General features: G+C 64.6%; 24 protein-coding genes. 14 read left to right on the top strand and 10 right to left on the bottom strand.

What is annotated here, in order from left to right; translation table 11 throughout:
- Nucleotides 1-35 precede the first annotated feature (35 nt).
- Together ACXJ1Z_RS07265 and panC are read right to left on the bottom strand one after the other, a co-directional pair.
- Nucleotides 36-803 carry a CsgG/HfaB family protein gene (locus ACXJ1Z_RS07265; protein WP_463780667.1) on the bottom strand — a complete coding sequence of 256 codons (768 nt, stop codon included), beginning with the start codon at nucleotides 801-803 and terminating at the stop codon, nucleotides 36-38.
- 115 nt (nucleotides 804-918) lie between these two features.
- Complete coding sequence (gene panC, locus ACXJ1Z_RS07260; RefSeq protein WP_463780665.1) at nucleotides 919-1,773, bottom strand: pantoate--beta-alanine ligase; 855 nt, start codon at nucleotides 1,771-1,773, stop codon at nucleotides 919-921.
- A 97-nt stretch (nucleotides 1,774-1,870) separates the two neighbouring features.
- On the opposite strand from panC, the gene ACXJ1Z_RS07255 reads away from it, so the two are divergent.
- The 3 genes from ACXJ1Z_RS07255 to pgmG are packed head-to-tail and all read left to right on the top strand — an operon-like array spanning nucleotide 1,871 to nucleotide 4,395.
- Nucleotides 1,871-2,701: a division plane positioning ATPase MipZ gene (locus ACXJ1Z_RS07255; protein ID WP_463780663.1), complete on the top strand. Its 831-nt coding sequence runs from the start codon at nucleotides 1,871-1,873 to the stop codon at nucleotides 2,699-2,701.
- On the top strand, nucleotides 2,698-2,988 hold the full coding sequence (locus ACXJ1Z_RS07250; protein WP_463780662.1) for a J domain-containing protein: 291 nt from the start codon (nucleotides 2,698-2,700) through the stop codon (nucleotides 2,986-2,988). The genes ACXJ1Z_RS07255 and ACXJ1Z_RS07250 overlap by 4 nt, the downstream gene beginning before the upstream one ends.
- Nucleotides 2,989-2,991: 3 nt before the next feature.
- Entirely contained in the window at nucleotides 2,992-4,395 is a 1,404-nt protein-coding gene (gene pgmG, locus ACXJ1Z_RS07245; RefSeq protein ID WP_463780660.1) for a phosphoglucomutase/phosphomannomutase PgmG, read from the top strand.
- An 85-nt stretch (nucleotides 4,396-4,480) separates the two neighbouring features.
- On the opposite strand, the gene ACXJ1Z_RS07240 is transcribed toward pgmG, so the two are convergent.
- The gene (locus tag ACXJ1Z_RS07240) at nucleotides 4,481-5,773 is read right to left on the bottom strand and encodes a BON domain-containing protein (RefSeq protein WP_463780658.1); all 1,293 of its coding nucleotides are present in this window, start codon (nucleotides 5,771-5,773) and stop codon (nucleotides 4,481-4,483) included.
- A gap of 225 nt (nucleotides 5,774-5,998) precedes the next feature.
- Here ACXJ1Z_RS07240 and ACXJ1Z_RS07235 point away from each other — a divergent pair, with 225 nt between their 5' ends.
- Nucleotides 5,999-8,461, top strand: coding sequence for a ligase-associated DNA damage response DEXH box helicase (locus tag ACXJ1Z_RS07235; protein WP_463780656.1), 2,463 nt, complete (start codon nucleotides 5,999-6,001; stop codon nucleotides 8,459-8,461).
- Between the two features lie 215 nt (nucleotides 8,462-8,676).
- Here ACXJ1Z_RS07235 and ACXJ1Z_RS07230 read toward each other — a convergent pair whose 3' ends face one another.
- From ACXJ1Z_RS07230 to ACXJ1Z_RS07215, 4 genes are all read right to left on the bottom strand, one after another.
- Nucleotides 8,677-9,111 carry an ExbD/TolR family protein gene (locus ACXJ1Z_RS07230; RefSeq protein ID WP_463780654.1) on the bottom strand — a complete coding sequence of 145 codons (435 nt, stop codon included), beginning with the start codon at nucleotides 9,109-9,111 and terminating at the stop codon, nucleotides 8,677-8,679.
- 36 nt (nucleotides 9,112-9,147) lie between these two features.
- On the bottom strand, nucleotides 9,148-9,678 hold the full coding sequence (locus ACXJ1Z_RS07225; RefSeq protein WP_463780652.1) for an ExbD/TolR family protein: 531 nt from the start codon (nucleotides 9,676-9,678) through the stop codon (nucleotides 9,148-9,150).
- 133 nt (nucleotides 9,679-9,811) lie between these two features.
- Complete coding sequence (locus ACXJ1Z_RS07220) at nucleotides 9,812-10,582, bottom strand: MotA/TolQ/ExbB proton channel family protein (RefSeq protein ID WP_463780650.1); 771 nt, start codon at nucleotides 10,580-10,582, stop codon at nucleotides 9,812-9,814.
- Between the two features lie 101 nt (nucleotides 10,583-10,683).
- Nucleotides 10,684-11,349: an energy transducer TonB gene (locus tag ACXJ1Z_RS07215; protein ID WP_463780648.1), complete on the bottom strand. Its 666-nt coding sequence runs from the start codon at nucleotides 11,347-11,349 to the stop codon at nucleotides 10,684-10,686.
- A 423-nt stretch (nucleotides 11,350-11,772) separates the two neighbouring features.
- On the opposite strand from ACXJ1Z_RS07215, the gene ACXJ1Z_RS07210 reads away from it, so the two are divergent.
- Both ACXJ1Z_RS07210 and ACXJ1Z_RS07205 read left to right on the top strand, forming a co-directional pair.
- Nucleotides 11,773-12,579, top strand: coding sequence for a hypothetical protein (locus ACXJ1Z_RS07210; RefSeq protein WP_463780647.1), 807 nt, complete (start codon nucleotides 11,773-11,775; stop codon nucleotides 12,577-12,579).
- 101 nt (nucleotides 12,580-12,680) lie between these two features.
- Nucleotides 12,681-14,000, top strand: a complete 1,320-nt coding sequence (locus ACXJ1Z_RS07205; RefSeq protein WP_463780646.1) for a homoserine dehydrogenase — start codon at nucleotides 12,681-12,683, stop codon at nucleotides 13,998-14,000.
- A 68-nt stretch (nucleotides 14,001-14,068) separates the two neighbouring features.
- Here the strand turns inward: ACXJ1Z_RS07205 and ACXJ1Z_RS07200 are convergent, their stop codons facing one another.
- The gene (locus tag ACXJ1Z_RS07200; protein ID WP_463780644.1) at nucleotides 14,069-14,410 is read right to left on the bottom strand and encodes a hypothetical protein; all 342 of its coding nucleotides are present in this window, start codon (nucleotides 14,408-14,410) and stop codon (nucleotides 14,069-14,071) included.
- Between the two features lie 177 nt (nucleotides 14,411-14,587).
- Between ACXJ1Z_RS07200 and glpX the strand changes: the two genes are divergently transcribed.
- The gene (gene glpX, locus ACXJ1Z_RS07195) at nucleotides 14,588-15,574 is read left to right on the top strand and encodes a class II fructose-bisphosphatase (RefSeq protein WP_463780642.1); all 987 of its coding nucleotides are present in this window, start codon (nucleotides 14,588-14,590) and stop codon (nucleotides 15,572-15,574) included.
- Between the two features lie 195 nt (nucleotides 15,575-15,769).
- Nucleotides 15,770-16,705, top strand: a complete 936-nt coding sequence (locus ACXJ1Z_RS07190) for a ribose-phosphate pyrophosphokinase (RefSeq protein WP_463780640.1) — start codon at nucleotides 15,770-15,772, stop codon at nucleotides 16,703-16,705.
- Nucleotides 16,706-16,712: 7 nt separating this feature from the next.
- Here ACXJ1Z_RS07190 and ACXJ1Z_RS07185 read toward each other — a convergent pair whose 3' ends face one another.
- Complete coding sequence (locus tag ACXJ1Z_RS07185; protein ID WP_463780639.1) at nucleotides 16,713-17,615, bottom strand: helix-turn-helix domain-containing protein; 903 nt, start codon at nucleotides 17,613-17,615, stop codon at nucleotides 16,713-16,715.
- A gap of 248 nt (nucleotides 17,616-17,863) precedes the next feature.
- Between ACXJ1Z_RS07185 and hisN the strand changes: the two genes are divergently transcribed.
- The 6 genes from hisN (at nucleotide 17,864) to ACXJ1Z_RS07155 (ending at nucleotide 23,066) form a co-directional block, all read left to right on the top strand.
- Nucleotides 17,864-18,646: a histidinol-phosphatase gene (gene hisN, locus ACXJ1Z_RS07180; RefSeq protein WP_463780637.1), complete on the top strand. Its 783-nt coding sequence runs from the start codon at nucleotides 17,864-17,866 to the stop codon at nucleotides 18,644-18,646.
- Between the two features lie 17 nt (nucleotides 18,647-18,663).
- Nucleotides 18,664-19,089 (top strand): gamma-glutamylcyclotransferase family protein, encoded by a 426-nt coding sequence (locus ACXJ1Z_RS07175; protein ID WP_463780636.1) that lies wholly within the window; start codon nucleotides 18,664-18,666, stop codon nucleotides 19,087-19,089.
- A 49-nt stretch (nucleotides 19,090-19,138) separates the two neighbouring features.
- Entirely contained in the window at nucleotides 19,139-19,861 is a 723-nt protein-coding gene (gene trmB / locus ACXJ1Z_RS07170) for a tRNA (guanine(46)-N(7))-methyltransferase TrmB (protein WP_463780634.1), read from the top strand.
- Nucleotides 19,861-21,480: an NAD(P)/FAD-dependent oxidoreductase gene (locus ACXJ1Z_RS07165; protein ID WP_463780632.1), complete on the top strand. Its 1,620-nt coding sequence runs from the start codon at nucleotides 19,861-19,863 to the stop codon at nucleotides 21,478-21,480. Before trmB ends, ACXJ1Z_RS07165 begins: the two co-directional genes overlap by 1 nt.
- Nucleotides 21,481-21,577: 97 nt before the next feature.
- A complete protein-coding gene (locus ACXJ1Z_RS07160) occupies nucleotides 21,578-22,357 on the top strand; it encodes a sulfite exporter TauE/SafE family protein (protein ID WP_463780631.1) in 780 nt (259 codons plus the stop codon).
- Between the two features lie 70 nt (nucleotides 22,358-22,427).
- A complete protein-coding gene (locus ACXJ1Z_RS07155; RefSeq protein ID WP_463780630.1) occupies nucleotides 22,428-23,066 on the top strand; it encodes a DUF4328 domain-containing protein in 639 nt (212 codons plus the stop codon).
- A gap of 31 nt (nucleotides 23,067-23,097) precedes the next feature.
- Here the strand turns inward: ACXJ1Z_RS07155 and ACXJ1Z_RS07150 are convergent, their stop codons facing one another.
- Nucleotides 23,098-25,359 carry an NADP-dependent malic enzyme gene (locus tag ACXJ1Z_RS07150; protein ID WP_463780628.1) on the bottom strand — a complete coding sequence of 754 codons (2,262 nt, stop codon included), beginning with the start codon at nucleotides 25,357-25,359 and terminating at the stop codon, nucleotides 23,098-23,100.
- Between the last annotated feature and the right edge of the window lie 97 nt (nucleotides 25,360-25,456).

Genomic DNA, 25,456 nt, shown 5'->3' with positions numbered 1-25,456 from the left:
CCACCATCACCGTCAACGATGGTGGGGGCACGAGCTTACTTGGCGCGCGGCGCCGCCAGCGAGGCGTTCGCGGGCAAACCACCCATCTGCGACACCAGCTTGGTATAGGCGTCGAGATAGGCAAGCACAATGATCTGGCCGATCTGCGTATTTTGGTAGCCACCGCCACCCGCCGCGCCGAACGTGCCGCCGAAGAACCCGCCGCCGCCGCCGCCGAAGCTGACATCGGACTTGCGCGAATACCCCTCGGTCATCGCCTCTTCGACTGTGGTGCGCGAATTGACGATCGAGAGCGTGACGTTGGCCTCACCCTTCTTGATGTTCAGGCCACCGGCGACCGCGCCGATGCCGCGCCCGAACAGGCCGCCCACGCCGCCGAGTACGCCGCCCAGCGCGCTGCCGCCCGAATTGTTGTTCGTGCTGACGATGTCGGGCTGCAGGAAGTAATCCGCCGCCTTGATCTGGCCCTTGCCGATGTTCGAGCCGCCCTGCAGTTCGCCCTGGTCGGCCAGCGCACGCTCCATGGCGCTGCTCTGCAGCGAGCGACCTCGATTGACGAGCGTGAAGCAACCCGACTTCTGCACGAAGATGCGCAGGATCGACTCGGGGCTGCCCAGGCTGAATTCGCGCCACCACTGATTATCAGGCTCGACGATCGCGACCGAACCCAGGTTGCGCGAGCAGACGGGGATCTGCTGCATGCCGCGTTCCTGCAGCTGGCGGCCCGAGGACGTGTCGGCCAAGGCGGCGCCGCTGACGAACAAGGTCGACAACGCTGAAACGGCACAAGCGAATTTCTTCATGATATCAATGCTCCCCGAGCCATGACTTGCACGGCAACCCGCGACACCCCTCGCGGTTCGGGCGATTACTTGCCCAAATTGCCTGTTCCGCACAAGTCATTCTGCATAAGGGCGCTCAGGGCATGACCGCCATGTTGTCGATCAAGCGGGCCTTGCCGATTCGCGCGGCGACCAGCAGCCGCATCGGTCTGTTCGAGCGCGAGGGCAGGAAGGTAAGATCGTCCGCATCACGCAGTTCGGCATAGTCGACCGAGAGAAAACCCGCCGACAGCACAGTGCGCGACAGTTGCGCCAGCGCCTCGCCAACGTCGAGGCCCCCTTCGATCTCGGCGATGGCTTCGCGCATGGCCCGGGGCAGGGCGACGGCGGCCGCGCGCTGTTCGGCCGTGAGATAGGCATTGCGCGAACTCATCGCCAAGCCATCGGCTTCGCGAACGGTGGGGACGCCGATGATTGCATCGACATGCGGGCGGATCAGGTCGAGGTCGCGGGCCATACGGCGGATGACTGCAAGCTGCTGCCAGTCTTTTTCACCGAACAAGGCGGTGTCCGGCTGCACTTGCTGGAAAAGCTTGCAGACCACGGTGGCGACGCCATCGAAATGTCCGGGGCGGGCGGCGCCGTCCAGGCCTTCGCTCACGCCTGCGACCGAGACGGTCGACGCGAAGCCGGCCGGGTACATGACCTCTACCGATGGTGCCCACAGCAGGTCGACGCCTTCGCTCTCCAGCATCGCGCGATCACGTTCGAGCTGGCGCGGATAGGCGCTCAGATCTTCGTTGGCACCGAACTGGAGCGGGTTGACGAAGATCGACACCGCGACGCGTTCCGCTTGGCTTTTGGCTTCGCGCACCAGCGTAAGATGGCCTTCATGCAAAGCGCCCATCGTCGGCACGAGGGCGAGTCGGCCATCGGCACGCAAGACGTCGACTACGCTTCGCAGTGGATCAAGAGTGTGGATCAATTGCATTGATGCAGCCTGCTCCGGTATGATGTCCGCGACCGGACTCGGATCGCGCGGCTTAAACGCCGCACGGTTCGTCGGGCAACGATTTTAGGGAATTACCGTGACAACGCATCGCATCGTCTTCGCCAACGAGAAAGGCGGCACCGGCAAGTCCACCACGGCGGTCCACGTGGCCATCGCGCTCGCCTATCAGGGCGCGAACGTGGCGTGCATCGATCTCGATCACCGCCAGCGGACACTGTTCCGCTATATGGAAAACCGCCTCGATACCGAGAAGCGGCGCAAGATCAGCCTGCCGGGCACGCGGTTCACGGTCTATGACGGCACCAGCATCGACGAGCTCGAAGCGTTGTCGGACGAGATCGCGGACGGGATGGACTTCCTGGTGTTCGACACGCCGGGCAAGGACGATCCGCTTGCCCGCCATGTCGCCACCACCGCCGATACGCTGGTGACGCCATTGAACGACAGCTTCGTCGACTTCGACCTGATCGGCCAGGTCGAGGGCGAGACGTTCAAGGTCAAGAAGCTGTCGTTCTATGCCGAGCTGATGTGGGAAGCACGCAAGAAGCGGGCGCATTCGACAATCGCGGAGCAGCGCCGCGACCTCGACTGGGTGGTGGTCCGCAATCGCACCCAGCATGCCGAAGCGCGCAACATGAAGCGTCTGAACGGGGCGCTGCAGGAACTGTCCAAGCGCGTGGGCTTCCGGATTGCCGGCGGCCTGTCGGAGCGCGTGATCTTTCGCGAGCTCTTCCCGTCGGGCCTCACCCTGCTCGACAAGGGGCATCTGGGCGACCTCGGCACCAGCCACCTGGTCGCGCGGCAGGAAGTACGCGGGCTGTTGGCAGGCCTCAACCTGCCGATGCCCAATCACGGCGGCTCTAGGCAGCCGCAGAACGATGCCGACATGGCGGTCGCGGCGGAGTGATAAAACTCCTTCTCCTGCTCGTCCTGGCGCTGGTCGCATGGAAGATGATCACCGGACGCTGGCCCTGGGAAGCAAAAGGCCTTGCGGGACGATCGGACCAGCGGGTCCGGGCGCGGGCCTTGCTGGGCGTGGAGCGGAGCGCCGGGCGGCAGGATATCCTCGAGGCGCATCGCACCCTGATCGCGACGGTTCATCCCGATCGCGGGGGCAGCAATGAACTGGTGCACGAAGCGAATGCCGCGCGCGACGTCCTGCTTGCGGATTTGCCTGCGCCCGTCAGGGATTGAAAGGTGAACCACAGGTTCGATCCGACGATCCTGCGCGAATATGATATCCGGGGCATCGTTGGTAATGGGATCGCAGCGGCGGATGCCCGGGCGATCGGTCGCAGCTTCGGCACCCTGGTGGCGCGGGCAGGAGGACGGACAGTCGTCGTCGGCTATGACGGACGCCTCAGTTCGCAGATGCTCGAGGCGGCGCTGGTCGAGGGACTGAACGCCAGCGGTATCGACGTGGTGCGTATCGGCATGGGGCCAACGCCCATGCTGTATTATGCCGAAGCCTCAATGGAAGATGTGCAGGGCGGCATTCAGATAACTGGCAGCCACAATCCCGCCGATCACAACGGCTTCAAGATGGTATTTGCGGGCCACCCCTTTTTTGGGGCGGATATCCAAGCCATCGGGCGCATGGCGGCTGAAGGTGACTGGAGCACCGGGAGCGGTACCAGCAGCCGCGTCGATATCCTCGATACGTATGTCGCGCGCCTGCTGTGCGGGTTGACCGGGATACCCGAGGGCGAGTTGAACAGTCTGCGGATCGGTTGGGATGCCGGGAATGGCGCCGCCGGCCCCGCCCTGGAACGGCTCACCGGCCACATGCCGGGTGAGCATCATCTGCTGTTCACCGAAGTCGACGGACATTTTCCCAATCACCACCCTGATCCCACCGAAGAAGCCAACCTTGCAGACCTGAGGGCGCTCGTCGCGCGCAAGCGGCTCGATTTCGGTGTGGCTTTCGATGGCGATGCGGATCGGATCGGTGTCGTCGATGGCGAGGGACGCGTGATCTGGGGCGATCAGCTGCTGATGATCTTTGCCGAGGATCTGCTGAAGATCGAGCCAGGCGCGACGATCATCGCCGACGTCAAAGCCTCGCGCACGGTGTTCGACATGATCGGTGCACATGGCGGCGTCCCGCTGATGTGGAAGGCGGGACACTCGCTCATCAAGTCCAAGATGAAGGAAACGGGAGCGCTGCTCGCCGGTGAGACGAGCGGGCACATCTTTTTCAAGCACGACTACTATGGCTACGATGACGGGCTTTATGCGGCGGTCAGGCTGATCGCGGCGGCATCGCGACTGGGTCGGTCGGTAACGCAGTTGCGCGGGGCGATGCCCCGGATCCTCAACACACCCGAGCTACGCTTCCAGGTCGACGAAAGTCGCAAGTTCGCGGCGGTAGAGGAGGTCAGGCAGCGCCTTGCCGCTACCGAAGCCGACGTAAACGACATCGACGGAGTGCGCGTCACCAACGATGATGGCTGGTGGCTGCTGCGCGCGTCGAACACGCAGGATGTTCTGGTCGCGCGCGTCGAAAGTGAGACACCCGAGGGGCTTGATCGACTGCTCGCGCAGGTCGATGCACAGCTTGCGCTATCTGGTCTGACGCGGGGCGAGCGAGCGAGTCACTGATAACCGGGCTGCATTAAGCCACATGGGTGCGGACGCAAAAAGGGGAGCCGGCAGGCTCCCCTTTCCATTCGCGGTGACGAACTGGTTAGCTCGGTTTGTCGCTCGAGCGAGTCGCACTTGCGCTGCCGACGCCGGCGGTTGCGGACGAGCCGATGCCGCCTGTGGTGCTGGCACCGGTTTGGCCTGGCGTCGCCGTTCCAGAACTCGCGGTGGTCGACGACCCGACGCCCGAAGCGGCACTGCTGCCACGCAAGGACGAACCGGACGAGGCGCCGCCGCTCTGACCATAGGTCGCGCCCCCGTCGAATGCTGACGTGCCGGAATAGCTGGAGCTGCCATAGTTGGCGCTGCTATCCTGGATGCGAAGGTTGTTCTGCACGTGCTTCACGCCGGAAATATGCTCCACCGTGTCCTCGGCGCGTCGTTTCGCATGACGACTGTCGACCGTGCCATCAAGTGTCAGTTCGCCGTCCTTCACGCTGACGGTGATATGGCTGGCATCGACATGATGGTCATGCGTCAGATGATCGTTGGCATCCTCGCGAATGCGTTCATCCGAGCGGGTGTAGTTGGATGGTCCGCGCCCGCGATGGCTGCGGGATGAGTCCTGGCTTTGATCATGGCGGTGATCTTGATCGCGACGGCGCGAGGCCTCCTCGTCACCGAACCAGCTCGCCACTTCGTCACCGGCGCGCTGAAGGAAACCGCGGCTTTCTCCATACTGGCGCCAGTTGCCATAGTCCTCACGACCGGACGAACGACCCGATCGGCCTTGTTGCCTATCATCATCGTCGTTGAACCAGCTGGAGAGACCATAACTGGGGCGATACGACTCGCTGGAACGCGCGCCACCGGTCACGCCGCCGCTGCGGTTCGAGAAGTCGCGACCGCCAAAATCCTCACTCGTGAAGCTGGAGAAGTCGTTGCCGCCGCTGGCATCGAAGTCGCGACCACCGCCATACCTGGGATCGTTGGCCTGGCTGCCTTGCTGGCCGTAACGCCCCTGCGCATCATCGCGCTGCCAGCCTTGCTGATAACGCGCCGGCTGCTCGCGATCGTTGTGCTGCCCATATTCGGGACGTGAGCGATCATGGTTCGAAGTGTAGAGGTCGTGATCGCGCCCTGATCCATAGGTTCGCGAGCCTTGCTGGCTTCTTGCGCCACCGCCGTATGGACTGCCTTGCCCCGAAAAGCGGTACGCGCCGTCCTGATCGTCGCCGCGACCACGATTGTCGCCCTGCAGGTATCCGCCTTGCTGACGATCGCCGTCGCTTTGCCATTGATTTGCCTGGTCCGAGCCACGGCCTTCGCTGCCACGATAGTTGCTGCCGAACTGGCTACCGAAGTCGTCTCGATTGTGACGGTCGCGTTCGCTCATGAGATCTCTCCATCATCATTGTCCGGGGGCGGGTCGGCGCTTCGCTGCGCGTAACGGCTCCTCCCAGTGACAATAGAACGCCGCTGCGCACGCAATCGGTCCACCGCTTGACGCAACGGCCACTCGGTCGGACGCAACCTAAGTTACCTGCCGCAAGTGCCATGGTTTGCAGCACCTTAGCGGTCCTGCTTGCTTCTGGTGTGCCCGATCGCCAGCTTGCAACGGATGGTCTCACCGCTTCGCGTCCCACCCGAGATAGATGCCTGGTTCGCGGGACGAGGGTGGACGCCGCGACGGCACCAGCGCGAAATGCTCGACGCTGCAGATGCCGGTCATCATGCATTGCTGGTCGCGGATACGGGCGCGGGCAAGACGCTGGCGGGCTTCTTGCCGACGCTCGCGGCGTTCTGCCCCTCGCGGTTGGACGGAGCGCCGCCACCCGAAGGCTTGCACACGCTGTATGTCTCGCCGCTCAAGGCCTTGGCGCACGACGTGCAGCGCAATCTGCTGACCCCGGTGGAAGAGATTGGCCTGCCGCTGCGTATCGAGACGCGCAGCGGGGATACGCCGTCCGACCGCAAGGCACGTCAGCGCGCGCGACCACCGCACGTGCTGCTCACCACGCCGGAATCCCTGTCGCTGCTGCTGAGCTATCCAGAGGCCACGACCTTGTTCACCGGCCTTAAGCGCGTGGTGATCGACGAGGTCCATGCCTTCGCCACCGGTAAGCGCGGTGATCTGCTGGCGCTCGCGCTGTCGCGTCTGCAGGCGCTTGCGCCCGAGATGCAGCGCGTTGGCTTGTCGGCCACGGTGGCGATACCCGAGGACTATCGCGGCTGGCTGGCCCCCTGGGGCGATATCGACAGCGTCGCCTTGGTGCAGGGTGAGAAAGGCGCCGATCCGGAAGTCTCGATCCTGCTCCCGGACGAGCAACGCATTCCATGGAGCGGGCATGCGGCCACTTGGGCGATTCCGCAGCTATACAGCCAGATCCGCGATCATCGTACGACGTTGATCTTCACCAACACGCGGTTTCTTGCCGAATACATCTTCGATTGGTTGTGGGACGCCAACGAAGACAATCTGCCCATCGGCATCCATCACGGCTCGCTGTCGAAAGAGGCGCGACGCAAGGTCGAAGGCGCGATGGCCAGGGGAGAGTTGCGTGCCTTGGTCTGCACGTCCAGCCTGGACCTTGGCGTCGATTGGGGCGACATCGATCTGGTCGTGCAGATGGGCGCGCCAAAGGGCTCGTCACGGCTGCTTCAGCGTATCGGGAGGGCCAATCACCGGCTCGATCAATCGAGCAAGGCGATGCTGGTGCCGGGCAATCGATTCGAGTTCATCGAGGCGATGGCGGCGCAAGAAGCGGTAGCTCTGGGGATCCGCGATGGCGAGGACTTTCGCGATGGCGGCCTCGATGTGCTTGCCCAGCATGTCATGGGGTGCGCCTGCGCCGGGCCGTTCCGCGAAGAGCAGCTCCTGCGCGAAATACGAAGTTCGCTGCCTTACGCCTGGATCGACGAGACGATCTTCGCTCGCGTGCTCGATTTCGTAGCGACGGGCGGATACTCGCTGCGCTCCTACGATCGCTTCAAGCGGATCGTGAAGGACCGGGACGGCACCTGGCGGCTGGCGCATCCCGAGCATGCGGCCCGCCATCGCCTCAATGCCGGCATCATCGTCGACAGCGAGATGCTGGAGGTGCGTTTCAAAAACGGCCGCTCATTGGGCAAGGTCGAAGAGATGTTCGGCGCCAGTCTTTCGCCGGGGGATACCTTCCGCTTCGCCGGCATCGACCTCGAAGTGGAATCGATGCGCGAATCGGAACTGATCGTGCGCGCGGCGAAGAAGTCGGCGACGATCCCGAGCTATGGCGGCGTGCGCCTTCCGATCAGCGGCACCCTGGCCGAGCGCGTGCGCGAGATGCTGGCCGATCGGGCCGGATGGGCTCGCTTCCCCGACGACGTGCGCGAATGGCTCGAGGTGCAGGATTACCGCTCTCACCTGCCCGCGCCCGGGCGATTGCTGGTCGAAAGCTTTCCGCATCGCGGTCTCGCCTACACGACCTACTATACGTTCGAGGGATGGAACGCGAATCAGTCGCTGGGCATGCTGTTGACCCGGCGCATGGAAGATCGCGGCCTGGGCCCGTTGGGATTCGTCGCCACTGATTACACGCTGGCCGTATGGGGGCTGGAGCCGGTGGACGATCCCGTCGACCTGCTCTCGCCCGACATCCTGACTCACGAATTCGTCGACTGGGTACAGCAATCCCATCTGCTGCGTCGCGCCTTTCGCGAGGTGGCGGTGATCTCCGGCCTGGTCGAGCGTCAGCAGCCGGGCAAACGCAAGTCGGGCAAGCAGGTCACTTTCTCGACCGATCTGATCTACGACGTTCTGCGCAAGTACGAACCTGACCATCTTCTCATTCAGGCGGCCTGGGCGGATGCGCGGGCGCGGATGACCGATGTGGGGCGAGTGGGAGACGTGCTCGATCGCGCGGCACGCGAAATCGACCATGTGCATCTCGACCGGATCAGCCCGCTATCGGTACCCGTCATTTCGATGATCGGGCGAGAGAACCTGCCTTCAGGTGCCGCCGACGACGACCTGCTGCTGGAGGCGGAGAGCCTGGCATCGCTGGCGATGCGCACCGATGCGGTCGAATCGATCGAGGGCGACTAGGCCTGACGTGACGCTGGCCGAGCGGTCAGCTACCGATGCCGGCTGGCATTTGGTGAAGCGCGGCTCGCATTTTGGCGTTCGTCGCAATGGGCTGACGCTGCAGCCCGTGTTTTTCTGATCCTTTTGTGAGCGGGCCCAGATCGCTTCACAAACGAAAAGGGGGCGGATCGCTCCGCCCCCCTCCAGACCCTTTCGGGTTTTCGTTGCCAGTTTTATTACTTGTTGAATTCGGCGAACTGTTCGTTGCCGACGAAGCCGAACTTGGTGACCTGCGATGCCTTGATGATCTGCAGCACCTTGGCCGACAGATCGTAGCTGGCACCGCCGTCGGGCTGGAACTGAAGCTCCGGCTCGTTGGCGAAAGTCAGCGATTCCTTGAGGTTGTTCACCAGTATGGGACCGTCGATCTGGGTGCCGTTCCACAGGATCTTGTCGTCCGGTGTAAGCACAACCTTGTTCTTGATCGGATCGACCGGCGGGGGCGTGTTCGTCGGCGGGGTCGCCACCGGCAGGTCGATATCGATCGAGTGAGTCGCCACCGGAATGGTGATGATGAACATGATGAGCAGCACGAGCATGACGTCGATCAACGGCGTCGTGTTCATCTCCATCATCGGAGAGCCGTCGTCCTTGCCGCCTGACATTGCCATGGGAAGTACTCCTAGTTTCTTAGCGGAACCGACGCGTCAGGTCGGGTCGACGGGATTCGAGATGAAGCCGACGGTCGGATAACCGGAGACCTGCACGTTGTAGATCGCACCCGCCACGCAACGCCAGGGAGCGCTTTGATCGCCGCGAATATGCACCTGCGGAATCAGGTCCGGGTTGGCCTTGAGGGCTTCGGGACCGCCTTCACGCTTGACCACGTCGTCGAGACGCTTGAACGCACGATCGCGCAGCTCTTCTGAAGTGACCGGCGTCACGTTGTTGAAGTAGATCCGGCATTCACCGTTTCGCGACGCACCCTGGAATCCGGGCTCGCCGGCGGCGCGGCCACCCTCGTCGGTGGTTGAAACGGTGAGCAACAGGTTGTCCACCTTGTCCTTGGATTCGGTCGACACGATGATCGGGATACGCAACTTCTCGATCGTCTGGATCGCGACCGGAACCGCGATGAGGAAGATGATCAGCAGCACGAGCATAACGTCGACCAGCGGCGTCGTATTGATGTCGGACATCGGTGACTCTACACCGCCTCCGCCCGTGGAAATCGCCATAGTCTTGTCCTAGTTCCTAGCCCAGATGTTCGGGCTTCCCTCGGGAGCGGCCGGTGAGCGTGCATGCCCACCCACCGGTTCGCATCCGCGACGATCGTCCTGCCGCGAGGCAGAGCGATCGTCGCCGGTAGCCTTACGACTTGACCGGGGTGGCGGCGGGCTTCGCCGGGGCAGCGACGGTCTTGGTCGGTGCGACCGCAACCACAGGCTTGACCGCACCGCGCGAGGTGATGTTGGCCAGCACGTCGTTCGAGAAGCCGGTCAGCAGTTCGGCGATACGCTTGTTGCGGGCCTGCAGGTAGTTGTAGGCGAGCACCGCCGGAACGGCGACGAGCAGACCGAGCGCAGTCATGATCAGAGCTTCACCGACCGGGCCAGCGACCTTGTCGATCGAAGCCGAACCGGCCAGACCGATTGCGATCAGAGCGCGGTAGATGCCGACGACGGTGCCGAACAGACCGACGAACGGCGAGGTCGCGCCGACGGTGGCGAGGAACGGCAGACCCGAAGCGAGACGCGCTAGGATCGAGGCTTCCGAACGCGCCAGCGAGCTGTGCATCCAGTCGTGTGCTTCAAGAGCGTCGGTCATCTTGGCATGCTGGTCCTCGGCAACCAGACCGTCTTCGACCAGCTGGCGCCAGGCGCTGTTCTTCTCGAGCTTGGTCGAACCTTCGCGAAGCGTCGGTGCCTTCCAGAAGTGCGTACGGATCGTGCCGAACTGACGCAGGATCTTCGACTGTTCGAACCACTTGGTGAACAGGATGTAGAACGAGCCGAACGACATGATGCCCAGGATGATGACCGTCGCATAAGCGATGAAACCGCCCTGCTCGAGCGCCTCTACGAAGCCGAACTTGTTCTGAGGCGCGCCTTGGGCGCCTGCTGCGAGAAGATTGATAAGCATGCGGTTAAGTCCTCTTGAAACAGGTAAGCGAAGTTGGAAGGCGACGCGGACGGCCCGGCGTCGCCTGGCAGATCACTTAGAATGGATCGGCCGGATCGGGATCACTGCGGAATGACCCAGCGGATGCGATTGGTGTAGGTCGACTGTACCGGTTGACCATCCTGCATCGCCGGCTTGAAGCGCGCCCTGCGGCTCACGTTCTTGCAGGTCGCGTCATCGAGTTCGGGCGTTCCGCTCGAACCGGTGATCGTGCAGTCCACCACGCGGCCATCGGTGCCGACGGTCACGCGGAACGTCGCCGTACCGGCCTTTTCCTCGCGCAGAGCACGCTGCGGATAATCCGCATCCGTCGCCCACGAACCTGGGTTGCCCCTTGGCTGTACACCCGATGTCGCGCCCTTGGGAGCGGGCGGTGCCGGTGGCGCCACGATCGGCGCTGGCGCGGCAAGAACGACCGGCGGAGCCGGTGGTGGCGCGATTTGAACTGTCGCGATTTCCGGCGGCCGGGTAGCCACGTTGATCTTGACCGGAGGAGCCACCGGCGGCGGTGGCGTGTCGAGCTTCTTCTCCGGCGGAGGTGGTGGCGGTTCCTCCTTCTTCGGTTCTTCTTCCTTGATGTCCACGGTGGTCACTTTTTGCATGACCTTCTTCGCCGCCTCATACGCGAGGCCGGTGACGAGCGCGTAACCAACGAAGATATGTATCAGCGCCACAATGACGAGCGCGGTAATCTTGTTACCGCTCATTGTTTGGTCAGCGTAAGCCATTCAGATACATCACTCCATCTAACAGGACTCGGGGCTAAGCCCGGCGGGAGCCCACGAGCGCCGCGGTCGCGACACCCATGAAGAACAATCTATATCCACCCTGACGGCTGCCGGCCAACCCATTACGAACGTGTCCGTAGATTGGGAAAACCATCCGGGGGCCTTTTTTTTGGCTAATAGCCCCGCTTCTGCGAAATTCTTAGCGTCGGATCTACCCACACGCAACGGCATTGTATTCCCACAAGGCGTTAACGCGCAATTCAGCAGCTGGTGCCTCCAGTCCAAAGGAAATTTGGCCCTTGCCGACGCCCGTGCCATGATCGGCGTAACGCAGTTTACCGGAAGACCGCAACGATGATTATACCCTTGCGCCGGATGGCGTTTCCTCTGGCTGCAGCAGTGGCTCTGCCGGGTTCGTATACAATGCTGCCGGAAAATGGGGTGGCGCAGATCATCCCCGCGGCGGTGCCGCCCGAATCGCGCCCGTCCGGCCCGACCTATGCCGATATTGCCGGCCTTGCCGATGGCAGTCCGCTGGTCGTGCGTGGCAGGGTGCGCAAGCTGGTGCGCGTGGAGGACGAGCGAGCGCGCGCGCCGGCGCCAGGTACCGCGCGGTTCTATGTGATGGCTGAGACCGTCGCGCTGCTTACCGGGGCCAGCCCGATCGGACAGTCGTTCGCCTATCTGGTCGACTTGCCGGTGGACGGGCGAGGCAAGCCGTTCGTGCGCAAGAAAGACGAGGTAATCGTGTTCGCACGTCCTGTTTCGGGACGTCCCGGCGAACTGCAGCTTGTCCGCCCCAATGCGCAGATCGCCGGCGGTCAAGGCAACGAGACCCGGTTGCGCGCGATCCTGACCGAACTGCTTGCCCCCGGCGCGCCCGCGCGGGTGACCGGGGTGCGGGAACTGGCATACGTGCCGGGCACCCTGGCGGGTGAAGGCGAGACGCAGATTTTCCTGACCACGGCGGATGGATCGGCGGCAAGCGTGACGGTGCGGCACCAACCGAATCAGCCGCCGAGATGGGGGGCGTCGTTCTCCGAACTGGTTGCCGAAGTCGAGCATCCACCACAGCGAGAGACCGTACAATGGTATCGGCTCGCCTGCTTCCTGCCCCAGCGCCTGCCCGGCAAGGCCAATATGTCGGAAGGCGAGGAGGCAAGGGGCATGGCGGAGGCGGACTACCGCCTGGTGATGGACTCGCTTGGCCCCTGTCCCCGCACATTGTAGCGGTGCTGGGTGGCGCCGGGCGCCACGGTGCGGGTGCCATGCGCAAGCCGCTGGCCTTCGGCGCTCGCCTCGCCTAGGGCGCGCACCCGAAAAGGAGCGTCATGGCTGAACCGTTGAACATCGCCCTTGCTGGGCTAGGCACCGTGGGATCGGGCGTCGTGCGCCTTATCGAGACCAATGCCGCCTTGATCGCCCGTCGTGCTCGCCGGCCGATTCGCATCGCGGCGGTCAGCGCACGAGATCGCGGCAAGGATCGCGGCATCGACTTGTCGTCCTATCTCTGGCTCGACGATCCCGCCGAGATGGCGGCACGGCCCGAGATCGACGTGGTCGTCGAGATGGTCGGAGGTTCCGACGGGCCGGCGTTGACGTTGGCGCGAAAGACGATCGCCAGCGGCAAGTCGTTCGTGACCGCCAACAAGGCGATGATCGCGCATCATGGGCTCGAACTGGCGGCTGCGGCCGAGGCGGCGGGCGTCGCGCTGAAGTTCGAGGCGGCGGTGGCCGGCGGCATTCCCGTCATCAAGGGGCTGAGCGAAGGCGCGGCCGCCAACGCGATCGAGCGGGTCTATGGCATCCTCAACGGCACCTGCAATTACATCCTGTCGACGATGGAAGACACCGGGCGCGATTTCGCGGACGTGCTCGCCGAAGCGCAGCGGCTCGGCTATGCCGAGGCCGATCCGACTTTCGACGTCGAGGGTATCGATGCGGCGCACAAGCTGGCGATTCTGGCCGGTATCGCGTTCGGCACGCGGCTGCGCTTCGATGCGGTGGAGACGACCGGGATCACCGGGGTCATGGCTGCCGATATTTCCCAGGCGCGTGCGCTCGGCTATGTCATTCGATTGATCGGAACGGCCGAGATCGACGGCGGCGCGACCGGTCAGGGCACCCCCCGCGGACTGTTCCAGCGCGTCCGCCCGCACCTGGTCCCTTGCGATCATCCGCTGGCAAGCGTCGATGGTGCGACCAATGCGGTCGTGGCCGAGGGCAATTTCATGGGCCGACTGTTGTTCCAGGGGGCGGGCGCCGGTGATGGTCCGACCGCGAGCGCCGTGGTCGCCGATCTCATCGACATCGCGCGGGGCGAAAAGGGGGCGGCGTTCTCGATGCCGTCCAGCGAGCTCGAGGCGCTGGAGCCCGCGGAATCGGGGCACCGCGTCGGCCGTGCCTACTTGCGCTTCATCGTGCCCGATCGTCCCGGCGTGCTGGCGGAAATCACCGCGGCGATGCGCGATGCCGGCGTGTCGATCGAAAGCTTCATCCAGAAGGGCCGAGGCGACCAGGGCGGCGATGTGATCGTCGCGCTGGTGACGCATGAAGGCCCCGAGGCGGCGGTGAGTGAGGCGCTGCGCATCCTCGAGGGGTCGGACAGCGTCGCCCGTCCGCCGCTGGTGATGCAGATCATCGGCGGCTGAAGCCCCAGGCCCGCGTTTGCAGGCCCGGTATCGGACCGAACGCCTCGACGGGGCCAGTCGGCAGACCGCTAGGGCGCGCGGATCTCGCCCTTGGCGATCTTGTCGGCCTCCGATCCCGCCGGCGCGTCGGGAATGCTCGCGAGGTCGATCATGTAGGCCTTGGGCGCGGCGCACGGCGGGATCAGGCACATGCCGCCCATCGTCGGCTTGCCCTTGAAGATGCCGTTGCCGGCGACGTCCGGAGGCGTAAGGCGACCGTCGTTGGTGCCCGCCTTGCCGGTCGGATCCTCGTCGCTGCTGCCCTGGGCGCGGAACTGCTTCTGATCCTGCGCGCAGACCACGATATCGTCGCCCTTGGGCGCTTCGCAACGCGGCCGTGCCGGTGGCGCGAGCTTGCCGACGCGCAGCATGAGCCCGCGCGCGACCTCTCGGTCCCGATCGGAGACGGTCTGTGCCGAAGCGGGGGCCGCAATGGCCCCTGCGACGAACAGTAAAAGGATAGAGGCGCATCGTCTCGACAATTGGGGTTCCTCTGTCTAAGCGCTTCGTACCTTAAAGCACGCCGTCACGCTTAATCCGGAGTGAACATGCCACACAAGTCGACTCCTGCAAGCCAAGTCCTCGATCGCGTCCTGGTCCTTGAAATGGTCCGTGTGACCGAGGCCGCCGCGATCGCCGCTTCGGAACTGATCGGGCGAGGCGACGAAAAGGCCGCCGACCATGCCGCCGTCGAAGCGATGCGCGAGGCGTTCGACGAACTCTACATGGACGGCACCGTCGTCATCGGCGAAGGCGAACGCGACGAAGCGCCAATGCTGTTCATCGGTGAAAAGGTCGGTGGCGCACCGGGCAAGGGCCCCAAGATCGACATCGCGCTCGATCCGCTGGAAGGCACCACCATCTGCGCCAAGGCCGGCCCGAACTCGCTCGCCGTGCTCGCCGCTGCCGAAGAGGGCGGCCTGCTCAACGCGCCCGACGTCTACATGGACAAGCTTGCGGTCGGCCCCGGCTACCCCGAGGACATCATCTCGCTCGACAAGTCGCCGACCGAGAACGTCAAGGCCGTCGCCGCCGCCAAGGGTGTCGAGCCGGGCCAGATCAACGTCTGCGTGCTCGACCGTCCGCGTCACGAGGCGCTGATCGCCGAGTTGCGCGCGCTGGGCTGCGGCGTCGTGCTGATCGGTGACGGCGACGTCGCCGGCGTGATCGCGGTGACCGACGAGGACACCACGATCGACATGTACATGGGTTCGGGCGGCGCTCCCGAAGGCGTGCTTGCCGCTGCGGCCCTGCGCTGCGTCGGTGGCCAGATGAACGGTCGCCTGCTGTTCCGCAATGATGATGAGCGTGGCCGCGCCCGCAAGTGGGGCATCGAGGATCTCGATCGCGTCTACAAGCTGCACGACCTTGCCAAGGGCGACTGCATCTTCGCCGCCACCGGCGTGACCAGCGGTTCGCTCCTCGACGGCGTGAAGCGTCGCAAGGATGGCACCATGACCACCGAGAGCGTCGTGATGCGCGCCAGTTCGGGCACCGTGCGCTGGATCAAGGGCGAGCACCGCAAGCCGGGCTGACACTGCCCAAGTCCTGATACCCACCTGGCATTGCCAAGGCCTCGTCATCTCTCTCGCGAGGATGACGGGGCCTTTGTTGTGTTGCGAACAGCACGGCGCGTAATCGTCTCGCGTTGTCGACACCCGTTGTCTTGCAATCGCGTGACGCTGGGGTAGAGGCGGGCGCGTCCTGACGCGGCCAAGGAACCCCTCGCGATGAAGATCATGTCCGGCAACAGCAACCTGCCGCTCGCGCGTGCGGTCGCAGGCTATCTCGAGCAGCCGCTGACCGATGCCAGTGTTCGTCGCTTCGCCGATGAGGAGGTCTTCGTCGAGATCCACGAGAACGTACGCGGCGAGGACGTGTTCGTGGTCCAGCCAACCAGCTTCCCGTGCAACGACAACCTTATGGAACTGCTGATCTGCATCGACGCGCTACGCCGCGCCTCGGCCAAGCGGATCACGGCGGTGGTGCCTTACTTCGGGTATGCGCGTCAGGATCGTAAACCGGGGCCACGCACCCCGATCTCGGCCAAGCTGGTTGCGAACCTGATCACCCAGGCCGGCGCCGACCGCGTGCTGTCGTGCGATCTGCATGCCGGGCAGATCCAGGGCTTCTTCGACATTCCCACCGACAACCTGTTTGCCGCCCCGGTCATGTCGGCGGACATCCAGGCGCGCCTCGGCGGGCAGGATCTGATGGTCGTGTCGCCCGACGTCGGCGGCGTGGTTCGCGCGCGCGCGCTCGCCAAGCGGCTCGACAACGCTCCGCTGGCGATCGTCGACAAGCGCCGTGACCGGCCCGGCCAGTCGGAGGTGATGAACATCATCGGCGACGTGAAGGACCGTGCCTGCATCCTGATCGACGACATCATCGATTCGGGCGGCACCTTGTGCAACGCGGCGCAGGCGCTGCTCGACGCCGGCGCCAAGAGCGTTACCGCTTACATCACTCATGGCGTCCTGTCCGGCGGGGCCGTGGCGCGGGTGAACAATTCGGCACTGACGGAACTGGTGATAACCGATTCGATCCTGGCGACCGATGCCACCAAGCAATCCGATCGCATCCGTACTCTCACCATAGCACCCCTGCTGGGCGAGGCGATTCGCCGCATTGCCGACGAAAGCTCGGTCTCAAGCCTGTTCGACTAGGCTTAACTCACTCCCACGGACGCTTGGCCCCAGGCGCGAGGCGTTTGATCATCTCCAGCCGTCGCGCCTGGCGGATCTCGAGATTGAGCGTGAGCAAGGGCTGGGGCAATGCCGCGAACTGGCGCGGGGACATTCCGAACAGTTCCACGAACTCCCGGATCAGATGGCTCTCGTCGTAATAGCGCAGCGCCAGCGCCTCGCCTTCGTCGCCGTCGGCCACGCCACGCAAATAGCTCGCCATGTCCAGCGCACGCGCGCGTTTCAGCATTTGCTTGGGCGACATGCCGAAGTCGCGGACCACGAGCCGTTCGAGCTTTCTTCGGTCCACGCCGATTTCCCGTGCGGCTTGTGCGATCGAGACCGCGGGGTCGAGAAAGGCGATCTCTTCCAAGCGAGCCGTAACCGGGTTCGGATCGGCGCCGGTCGATCGCTTGCGCTCTTCGCGGAGCAAATCCTCCATCACTTGAAGCCAATCCTCCGGCGACCCTTGGGGGTCCAGTCGGGGAAACACGTAATCGTACGACCAGCGTTGGCTGACGATGACCTGATCGACGAAGTCGGTCATTGGCTGGTCGAACAGCATCGGCCATGCACTGGGCCGGAATGAGATGCCGATGCTGATGAGGTCGCCATCGACGTGCACCGGCATAAGCTTGGACTGCGGACCGAAGAACAAGGGTCCCTGGCCATGATGCTGCATGCCGTTCACGGTTTGGATGCGAAAATCCCCGGCAAGCTGAAAGCGAAAGCCGGCCGTATCGGCAAACAGGCCGCAGGACAGCGAGCGGCCGCTTTTCAGCTCCAGCCTGGTGACCGACAATCGCGCGACAAGGCCAGCCAGGTCGGCGGCCGGAGCACGATTATAGGATAGCGGCTGGCCATCCCTGGTCGCGCCAAGGCCGGGCTTCACGCGCGCATCAATGGCCGGTCGCGAAGTGCGGATGATGCTCCCTTTCCCTGGCTTGATGGTTAACGCCCGGTGCGGTTGGTAGGCCTAAATCAATAAGAACTACATCTGTTCCGTCGGCGGATTGCACGGGTTTGAACCTATTTTATGGGAATAGTCTGGCGTGAGTAAATATTGGAGTCGTTTACCCTAGTGGCGGCGCCTCTGAGGTGTGGCTTGCCGGTCACGCGCCACAGTGGCACAGCGGCGGCATGAAACTCGACGACGAACTTGCCCTCGCCTTACGCCTCGCCGATGCCGCCGGTGCCGCGATCCGTCCGCACTTTCGTAGTGGCCTCATGTCCGAGCGCAAGGACGACGCCTCGCCCGTCACTGTGGCCGACCGCGCCGCTGAAGAAGCGATGCGCCGCATCCTCAAGGCCGAGGTTCCGCGCGACGGCGTAATCGGGGAGGAGTTCGGCGAGGACGAGGGCGTCAGCGGCCGAACCTGGGTGCTGGACCCGATCGATGGCACCGTATCGTTCATCGGTGGCCGACCGATCTTCGGCACCCTGATCGCCTTGCTGGTGGACGGCTGGCCGGTGCTGGGCGTGATCGACCAACCGATCCTAGGCGAACGGTGGGTCGGGGCCAGCGGCAGGCCGACGCGCTTCAACGGAGCCGAGGCACGTACGAGCGCCTGTCCGGCGCTGGACCAGGCGATGCTGGCGACCACGGGGCCGCAGTATTTCGATGATCACGAGGGCGGGCATTTCATGGCGCTCGCCGCCAAGACCGATCACAAGCGGATGATGATGGGCGGTGACTGCTATAACTACGGCCTGCTCGCCAGCGGCCACATCGACGTCATCTGCGAGGCGGGTCTGAAGCTGCACGACTGGGCGGCGCTGGTCCCCATTGTCGAAGGCGCCGGCGGCACGATGTGCGACTGGAACGGCGACCCGCTCCACCAGGGCTCCGATGGGCATGTTCTTGCCTTGGGGGATCCTGCACGGCTGGAGGACGTCGTCGAGGCGATGGCCTGTCACCACTAGGCTGCTGCCGCGGACGCATGCGCCTGTTCGTATATGGCACGCTGCGGCCCGGCGCCGATACCGCGATGGCGCGATGGCTTGGTTCACGTGCGCATGAAGCACGGGCGGCGACGGTCCCCGGCCGCCTGATCGCGATCAAAGGGGGCACCGGCTGGTTCCCGGCACTGGTGCGCGGCAGGCCGTGGGAGCGATGCCATGGAACGCTCATCCGGGTCGCGCTGGAACCCGGAGATCTCGCGCGGCTCGATCGCTACGAAGGGCCCGAGTATCGACGCGAGGCCAGGCGCGTGCATGTCGTGGGCGGGCCTGCGGTTGCGGCTACGGTCTACCGCTGGCGTGGCGCCGCGCCTGCCAACAGTCTGGCCATCCCCTCGGGTGACTTCCTGAGCTGGATTGCGCAAAGCGGCAGGCGATCGTTCACGGTCGCTCGTGGCGGCGCATGATCATGCCCGGCATTGACCCGCGCCGGTGCGCCTGCCATCGCGCGCCGCCATGACCGCTAACAAGCCCGGCGACCCGACCACCCTCAGCCGTCTCTATGGCCGTGCCAAGGGCAAGACCCTGCGTGCCGGCCAGCAGGGGCTGATCGATACCTTGCTGCCACGCATCGCCGTGCCTGACGATGGGCCGATCACGGCCGAGCGGTTGTTCGGATCGGCGCGTCCGCTCCATTTCGAGATCGGCTTCGGCGGCGGCGAACACATGGCCGGTCGCGCCGACATGCTGCCCGACCATGGCTTCATCGGTTGCGAGCCGTTCCTCAACGGAGTGGCGCAGGCGCTGACCCATGTGGAAGGCGATAACGGCGCCGGCACGCCCTTGGGCAATGTGCGCATCCATCACGGCGACGCCCTGGAAGTGCTGGCCCGCATACCCGACGGAACGCTGTCGTTCGTGTACCTGCTGCATCCCGATCCCTGGCCCAAGGCGCGCCATGCCAAGCGCAGGATGATGAACGACGGGCCGGTGCGGTTGATCGCGGCCAAGCTCAAGCCCGGCGGCGAATTTCGTTTCGGCACCGACCATCCGGTCTATCTGCGCCACGCGCTGATGGTGATGCAGCGCCACACGGCCGAGTTCGCGTGGCTGGCCGAGGGGCCACAGGATTTCCTGCGCCGCCCCGGCGGCTGGCCCGAGACCCGCTATGAGGCGAAGGCGCGCAAGCTAGGCCACGAAGTCTGGTACTTCCGCTACCGGCGTGCGATGGCGGGCTGATGCTGCGACTTTCCGGGCTCGGCCTGCCGCTCGACCATGAGCCGGATGCTTTGCCGGCAGCGATCGCCCAACGCCTGGGCGTAGCGCGCGAATCGTTGATCGGGTTCACCATCGCCAAGCGCGGCAACGACGCGCGCCGCCGCACCGCAATCCTGCTGGTCTATACCGTCGACGTCGAACTTGCCGACGAGACCGAGGTGCTGACGCGCCTGGCCGGCGACAAGGATGTGCGGCCGACGCCCGACACCGGCTACCGCTTCGTCGCCTCTGCTCCCGAGGGCTGGTCGGGTCTGCGACCGGTCGTCATCGGAGCCGGTCCCTGCGGCCTGTTCGCCGGGCTGATCCTGGCGCAGATGGGTTTTCGCCCGATCATCCTCGATCGCGGCAAGGTCGTGCGCCAGCGCACCAAGGACACCTGGGGTCTGTGGCGCCGGGCCGAGCTGAACCCCGATTCCAACGTCCAGTTCGGGGAAGGCGGGGCGGGCACCTTCTCCGATGGCAAGCTCTACTGCCGGGTCAAGGATCCGCGCTTTCTGGGCCGCAAGGTGCTGCAAGAGTTCGTGAAGGCCGGCGCTCCTGACGATATCCTGTGGCAGGCGCATCCGCACATCGGCACGTTCCGGCTGGTCACGATGGTGGAAAGCATGCGCGCCAGCATCGAGGCGCTCGGGGGCGAATACCGCTGGGAAACGCGGGTCGACGATATAGCGCTGGATCGCGATGGCGAGGGGCGCCAGCGGGTTCGCGGCCTGCATCTGCATGACGGTTCGTTTCTGGAAGCCGATCATGTCGTGCTCGCTGTCGGTCACAGCGCGCGGCCGACGTTCGAGATGCTGCATGCGCGCGGGGTGCACATCGAGGCCAAGCCGTTCTCGATCGGCGTGCGGATCGAGCATCCGCAGAGCTGGGTCGATCGCGCCCGCTATGGCAACTGCGCCGGGCATCCCGACCTTGGCGCGGCGTCCTACTCCCTCGCGCATCACTGCGCGAACGAGCGCACGGTCTACAGCTTCTGCATGTGCCCCGGCGGGCGCGTGGTGGCCGCGACATCCGAGGAGGGCCGCGTCGTCACCAACGGTATGAGCCAGTATTCGCGCGCGGAGTTCAACGCCAATTCGGGCCTTGTCGTCGGGATCGATCCGGCGCGCGACTATCCCGATGGGCCGCTGGCCGGAATCGCCTTCCAGCGGCATTGGGAATCGCTCGCCTACGAGGCGGGCGGCCGCAACTATTCGGCCCCGGGGCAGAAGGTCGGCGATTTTCTGGCGGGACGCGCATCGACAGAGCTTGGCGAGGTCACGCCCTCCTACAAGCCGGGCGTGACCATGACCGACTTGTCGCACTGCCTGCCGGCTTTTGCGGTCGAAGCCATGCGTGAAGCGCTGCCCGCGTTTGGCCGGCAGATCAGCCGCTACGATCATCCTGACGTCGTGATGACCGGGGTGGAAACACGCACGTCCTCTCCGATCCGCATCACGCGCGACAAGCAGTTCGAGAGCCTGAACACCGCACGGCTGTTTCCGGCCGGAGAAGGCGCGGGCTACGCCGGCGGCATCCTTTCCGCCGCCATCGACGGTATCAAGGTCGCCGAGGCGGTGGCCAAAAGCATCGTTGGTTAGGCCCCGGCAAAGTGGTGCTTCGGAGGGGGCAACAATAATCCACTGGAACTTGAGGGCAGAAAGTCTACCAGCGAAGTAGACGACGGAGAGCTACCGCATGGATTTCGCCAGCACGGCATTTGGAAGTTTCGATCTCGCCGCGCTTCTGCCGTTCATCGCCGTCGGCTTTGCCGCGCAGTTGGTCGACGGCGCGCTTGGCATGGCATTCGGTGTGATCACCAACACCATGCTCGTGGCAGTGCTTGGCGTGCCCCCGGCGCTGGCATCCCAGCGCGTGCATCTGGTCGAATGCTTCACCACCGCCACGTCCGGCGTCAGCCACCTGTTGCATGGCAATATCGATCGCAAGCTGTTCTTCAGCCTGCTGGTCCCCGGCATCATCGGCGGCGTATTGGGCGCCTATGTGCTGACGTCGCTGGATGCCGGCGTGGTGAAGCCGTTCGTCCTCATCTATCTGGCCGCGATCGGCGTGTGGTTGCTGGTACGCGGCCTGCTCTATCCGCCCAAGCTGAAGGAAGCCAAGTTCATCGCACCGCTGGGTCTGATCGGCGGCTTCCTCGATTCGGCGGGCGGCGGCGGCTGGGGGCCGGTGGTTACCTCGAACCTGCTGATCCAGGGCGCCGATCCCCGCAAGGTGGTGGGCACCGTCAACTCGGTCGAGTTCTTCCTGACGCTGACGGTATCGGCCGCCTTCATCTGGCACCTTGGCCTCGCCAATGTGGCCGGGGCGACGCTGGGCTTGCTCATCGGCGGGGTTGCGGCGGCGCCCATCGGGGCCTGGGCGGCCAAGCGCATCCCGGTCAAGCCGATGTTGACGCTGGTTGGCGTGGTGTTGACGTTGACCAGTGCTTTCGGGATTTACAAAGCCTGGTTCTGAGGTCGCTACGCGCGTTAGGATTGCCGGTCGCCGGGCGGCTCGGTCCAGGTTCTCGGAGGCAGGAGCAGGCATGAGTGAACGCCCCCTCGATCGCGGTCTGCCTCTGTTGGACAGGTACGCGCATAGAGCGCGTTTTGCGCTGTATGCCTACATGGGCGTGCTGCCATTCTCGACCTTGGAAACCGCTGCCGAATGGGTCGGATGGGTCGATGCCGAAAACGGTGGCTCCGACCCCTGGAGCACGGTCGCGTTGGCGATCCTGATCGTCACGTTCGTCGTGATGATCGTCACCATGATCCTGGTCGCGATGTGGATCTACCGGGCGCACGCCCATCTGAAGTTCACGCGTGCGCAGGGTCCGACGATGGATCCGAGTTGGGCGATCGGCTGGTACTTCATCCCCATCGCCAATCTGGTCAAGCCGTTCGACGCGATGCGACAGCTCTGGACCCGCAGCGGGACGCGTGAGGTGACCGATGGCCAAACCAGTATATTGAAGTTCTGGTGGGGTGCCTGGATCCTGGCCAACATCTTCAGCAACGCGAGCGTACTGCCTAGCAGCTCGCCTGCGATCATGCAGATCGCCCCGGCGCTCGCGATGATCAGTGACGCCCTGATGATGGCCGCTGCCTGGCTGCTGGTCAGGATCATCACCGCGATCACCCAGGCGCAGAAAACCACGCTGGGCGTCGCCGCGACTTTCGCCTGATGCGAGTACCACCCGGCGGTGTGGTAGGCGCCTACCCCACCACACCGGCAGCGGCCAGCACGGCGCTGGTCAGCACGTCGGGCGCGATCGCGGTCATCGGCACCACCTGCACCGGCTTTTCCATGCCGATCAGCATCGGTCCGATGGTGGTCGCGCCCGCCAGTTCGCGCAGCAGCTTGGCCGAGATGTTGGCGGACTGCAGACCCGGCATCACCAGCACGTTGGCCGGCGCGGACAGGCGCGAGAACGGGTACAGCTTCATGATGTTGGGGTTCAGCGCCGCGTCGGGAGCAAGGTCGCCCTCGTACTCGAACGGCTGTTCCTCGCGGTCGAGGATCTGCACTGCCGCCCGGATATTATCCAGCCAGCGCCCCGAAGGATTGCCGAAGGTCGAATAGGACAGGAACGCGACGCGCGGCTCGTGCCCGAGACGGCGAGCGACCGCAGCGGTTTCGCGCGCGATCACCGCGAGATCCTCGGGGCTCGGACGCTCGTTGATGGTGGTGTCGGCCATGAACACGGTATGGTTCTTCGCCACCATCATGTGGATGCCGAACGGCAATGCGCCGGGGCGCGGATCGAGAATACGCCGCACTTCCTTGAGCGATTGCGCGAAGGGCCGGGTCATGCCGGTGATCATCGCATCGCCGACACCCAGCTTGAGCAGGCCCGAGGCGAACACGTTGCGATCCTGATTGACCATCCGGCGCACGTCGCGCTCCAGATAGCCGCGGCGCTGCAGCCGCTCGTAGAGCATCTCGACCATCGGTTCGACATGGTCGGATACCAGCGAGTTCTGGATCTCGTAGCTTTCGGGATTGCTGACGCCCAATTCTACCATCTTGTCGATCACGGCCTGGGTGCGGCCGACCAGCACCGGCTCGCCATAGCCGAACTCACGGTATTGGACGGCTGCGCGCAGCACGACTTCGTGCTCTGCCTCGGCGAAGATCATCCGCTTGGGCTCTGCCTTCACTTGCGCATAGACCTGCGTCAGCACGGAGGTGGTCGGGTTCAGCCGGCTCTTGAGCGCATGGCGATAGGCGTCGAAGTCTTCGATCGGCTTTTGCGCCACGCCGCTGTCCATCGCCGCCTTGGCGACGGCGGAGGAGACGCGCTCCATCAGCCGCGGATCGAACGGCGCCGGGATGATGTAGCTGCGGCCGAACTGGTGGTTCTGGCCGTATGCCGCCGCGACTTCCTCGGGCACCTGCTCGCGCGCCAGTTCGGCGATGGCGTTGGCGGCGGCGATCTTCATCTCTTCGTTGATCGCCGTCGCGCGCACGTCGAGCGCGCCGCGAAAGATGAAAGGAAAGCCAAGGACGTTGTTGACCTGGTTCGCATAGTCCGAGCGGCCGGTGGCGACGATCGCATCGGGGCGTACCGCCATGGCGTCGGGCGGGTTGATCTCGGGATCCGGATTGGCCATCGCGAAGATGATCGGCTGGTCGGCCATCTTGCGCACCATGTCCTGCGTCACCGCACCCTTGGCCGAAAGGCCCAGGAAGATGTCGGCACCCACGATCGCTTCGCTGAGCGTCCGCATGTCGGTGTCGATCGCATGCGCCGACTTGAACTGGTCGACGTTGGCGCGGCCGCGATAGATCACGCCCTTGGTATCGCACACGATCACGTTCTCGTGGCGCACGCCCATCGACTTGATCAGCGCGGTGCAGGCGAGCGCCGAGGCGCCGGCGCCGTTGACCACCACCTTCACGTCCTCGAACTTGCGCCCGGTCAGAAAGCAGGCGTTGACGAGACCGGCGGCGGCGATGATCGCGGTGCCGTGCTGGTCGTCGTGCATGACCGGGATCTTCATCCGCTCACGCAGGGCCTGCTCGATGATGAAGCATTCCGGCGCCTTGATGTCCTCAAGGTTGATGCCGCCGAAGCTCGGCTCCATCATCGCGATCGCCTCGATCAAGGCGTCGGTGTCTTCGGATGCGAGCTCGATGTCGATGGAATCGACGTCGGCGAAGCGCTTGAACAGCACCGCCTTGCCTTCCATCACCGGCTTGGACGCGAGCGCGCCAAGGTTGCCCATGCCCAGGATCGCGGTGCCGTTGGAGATCACGGCGACGAGGTTGCCCTTGGCGGTGTATTCGTAGGCGTCGGCGGGATTGTCGGCGATCGCCTGCACCGGCACGGCGACGCCGGGCGAGTAGGCGAGGCTCAGGTCGCGCTGGGTCGCCATCGGTTTGGACGCGATGATTTCGATCTTACCCGGACGGATCGTCTGGTGATAGAACAGCGCCTCGCGGTCGGTGAACTGAACCCTGGTTTCGTCGGACACGCGCCATTCTCCCGCAATCGCACACCGCGCCCGGCAAGGCCGAACTGCGATCTTGGCTGGGCCCTAACCAAAGTTTGCCTCTCTTGGTAGGGGAAAG

The organism is Novosphingobium sp. TK46, from assembly GCF_055361525.1.
The sequence above is the reverse complement of the archived record's forward strand: the minus strand, read 5'-3'. Positions and strand labels throughout refer to the sequence as shown.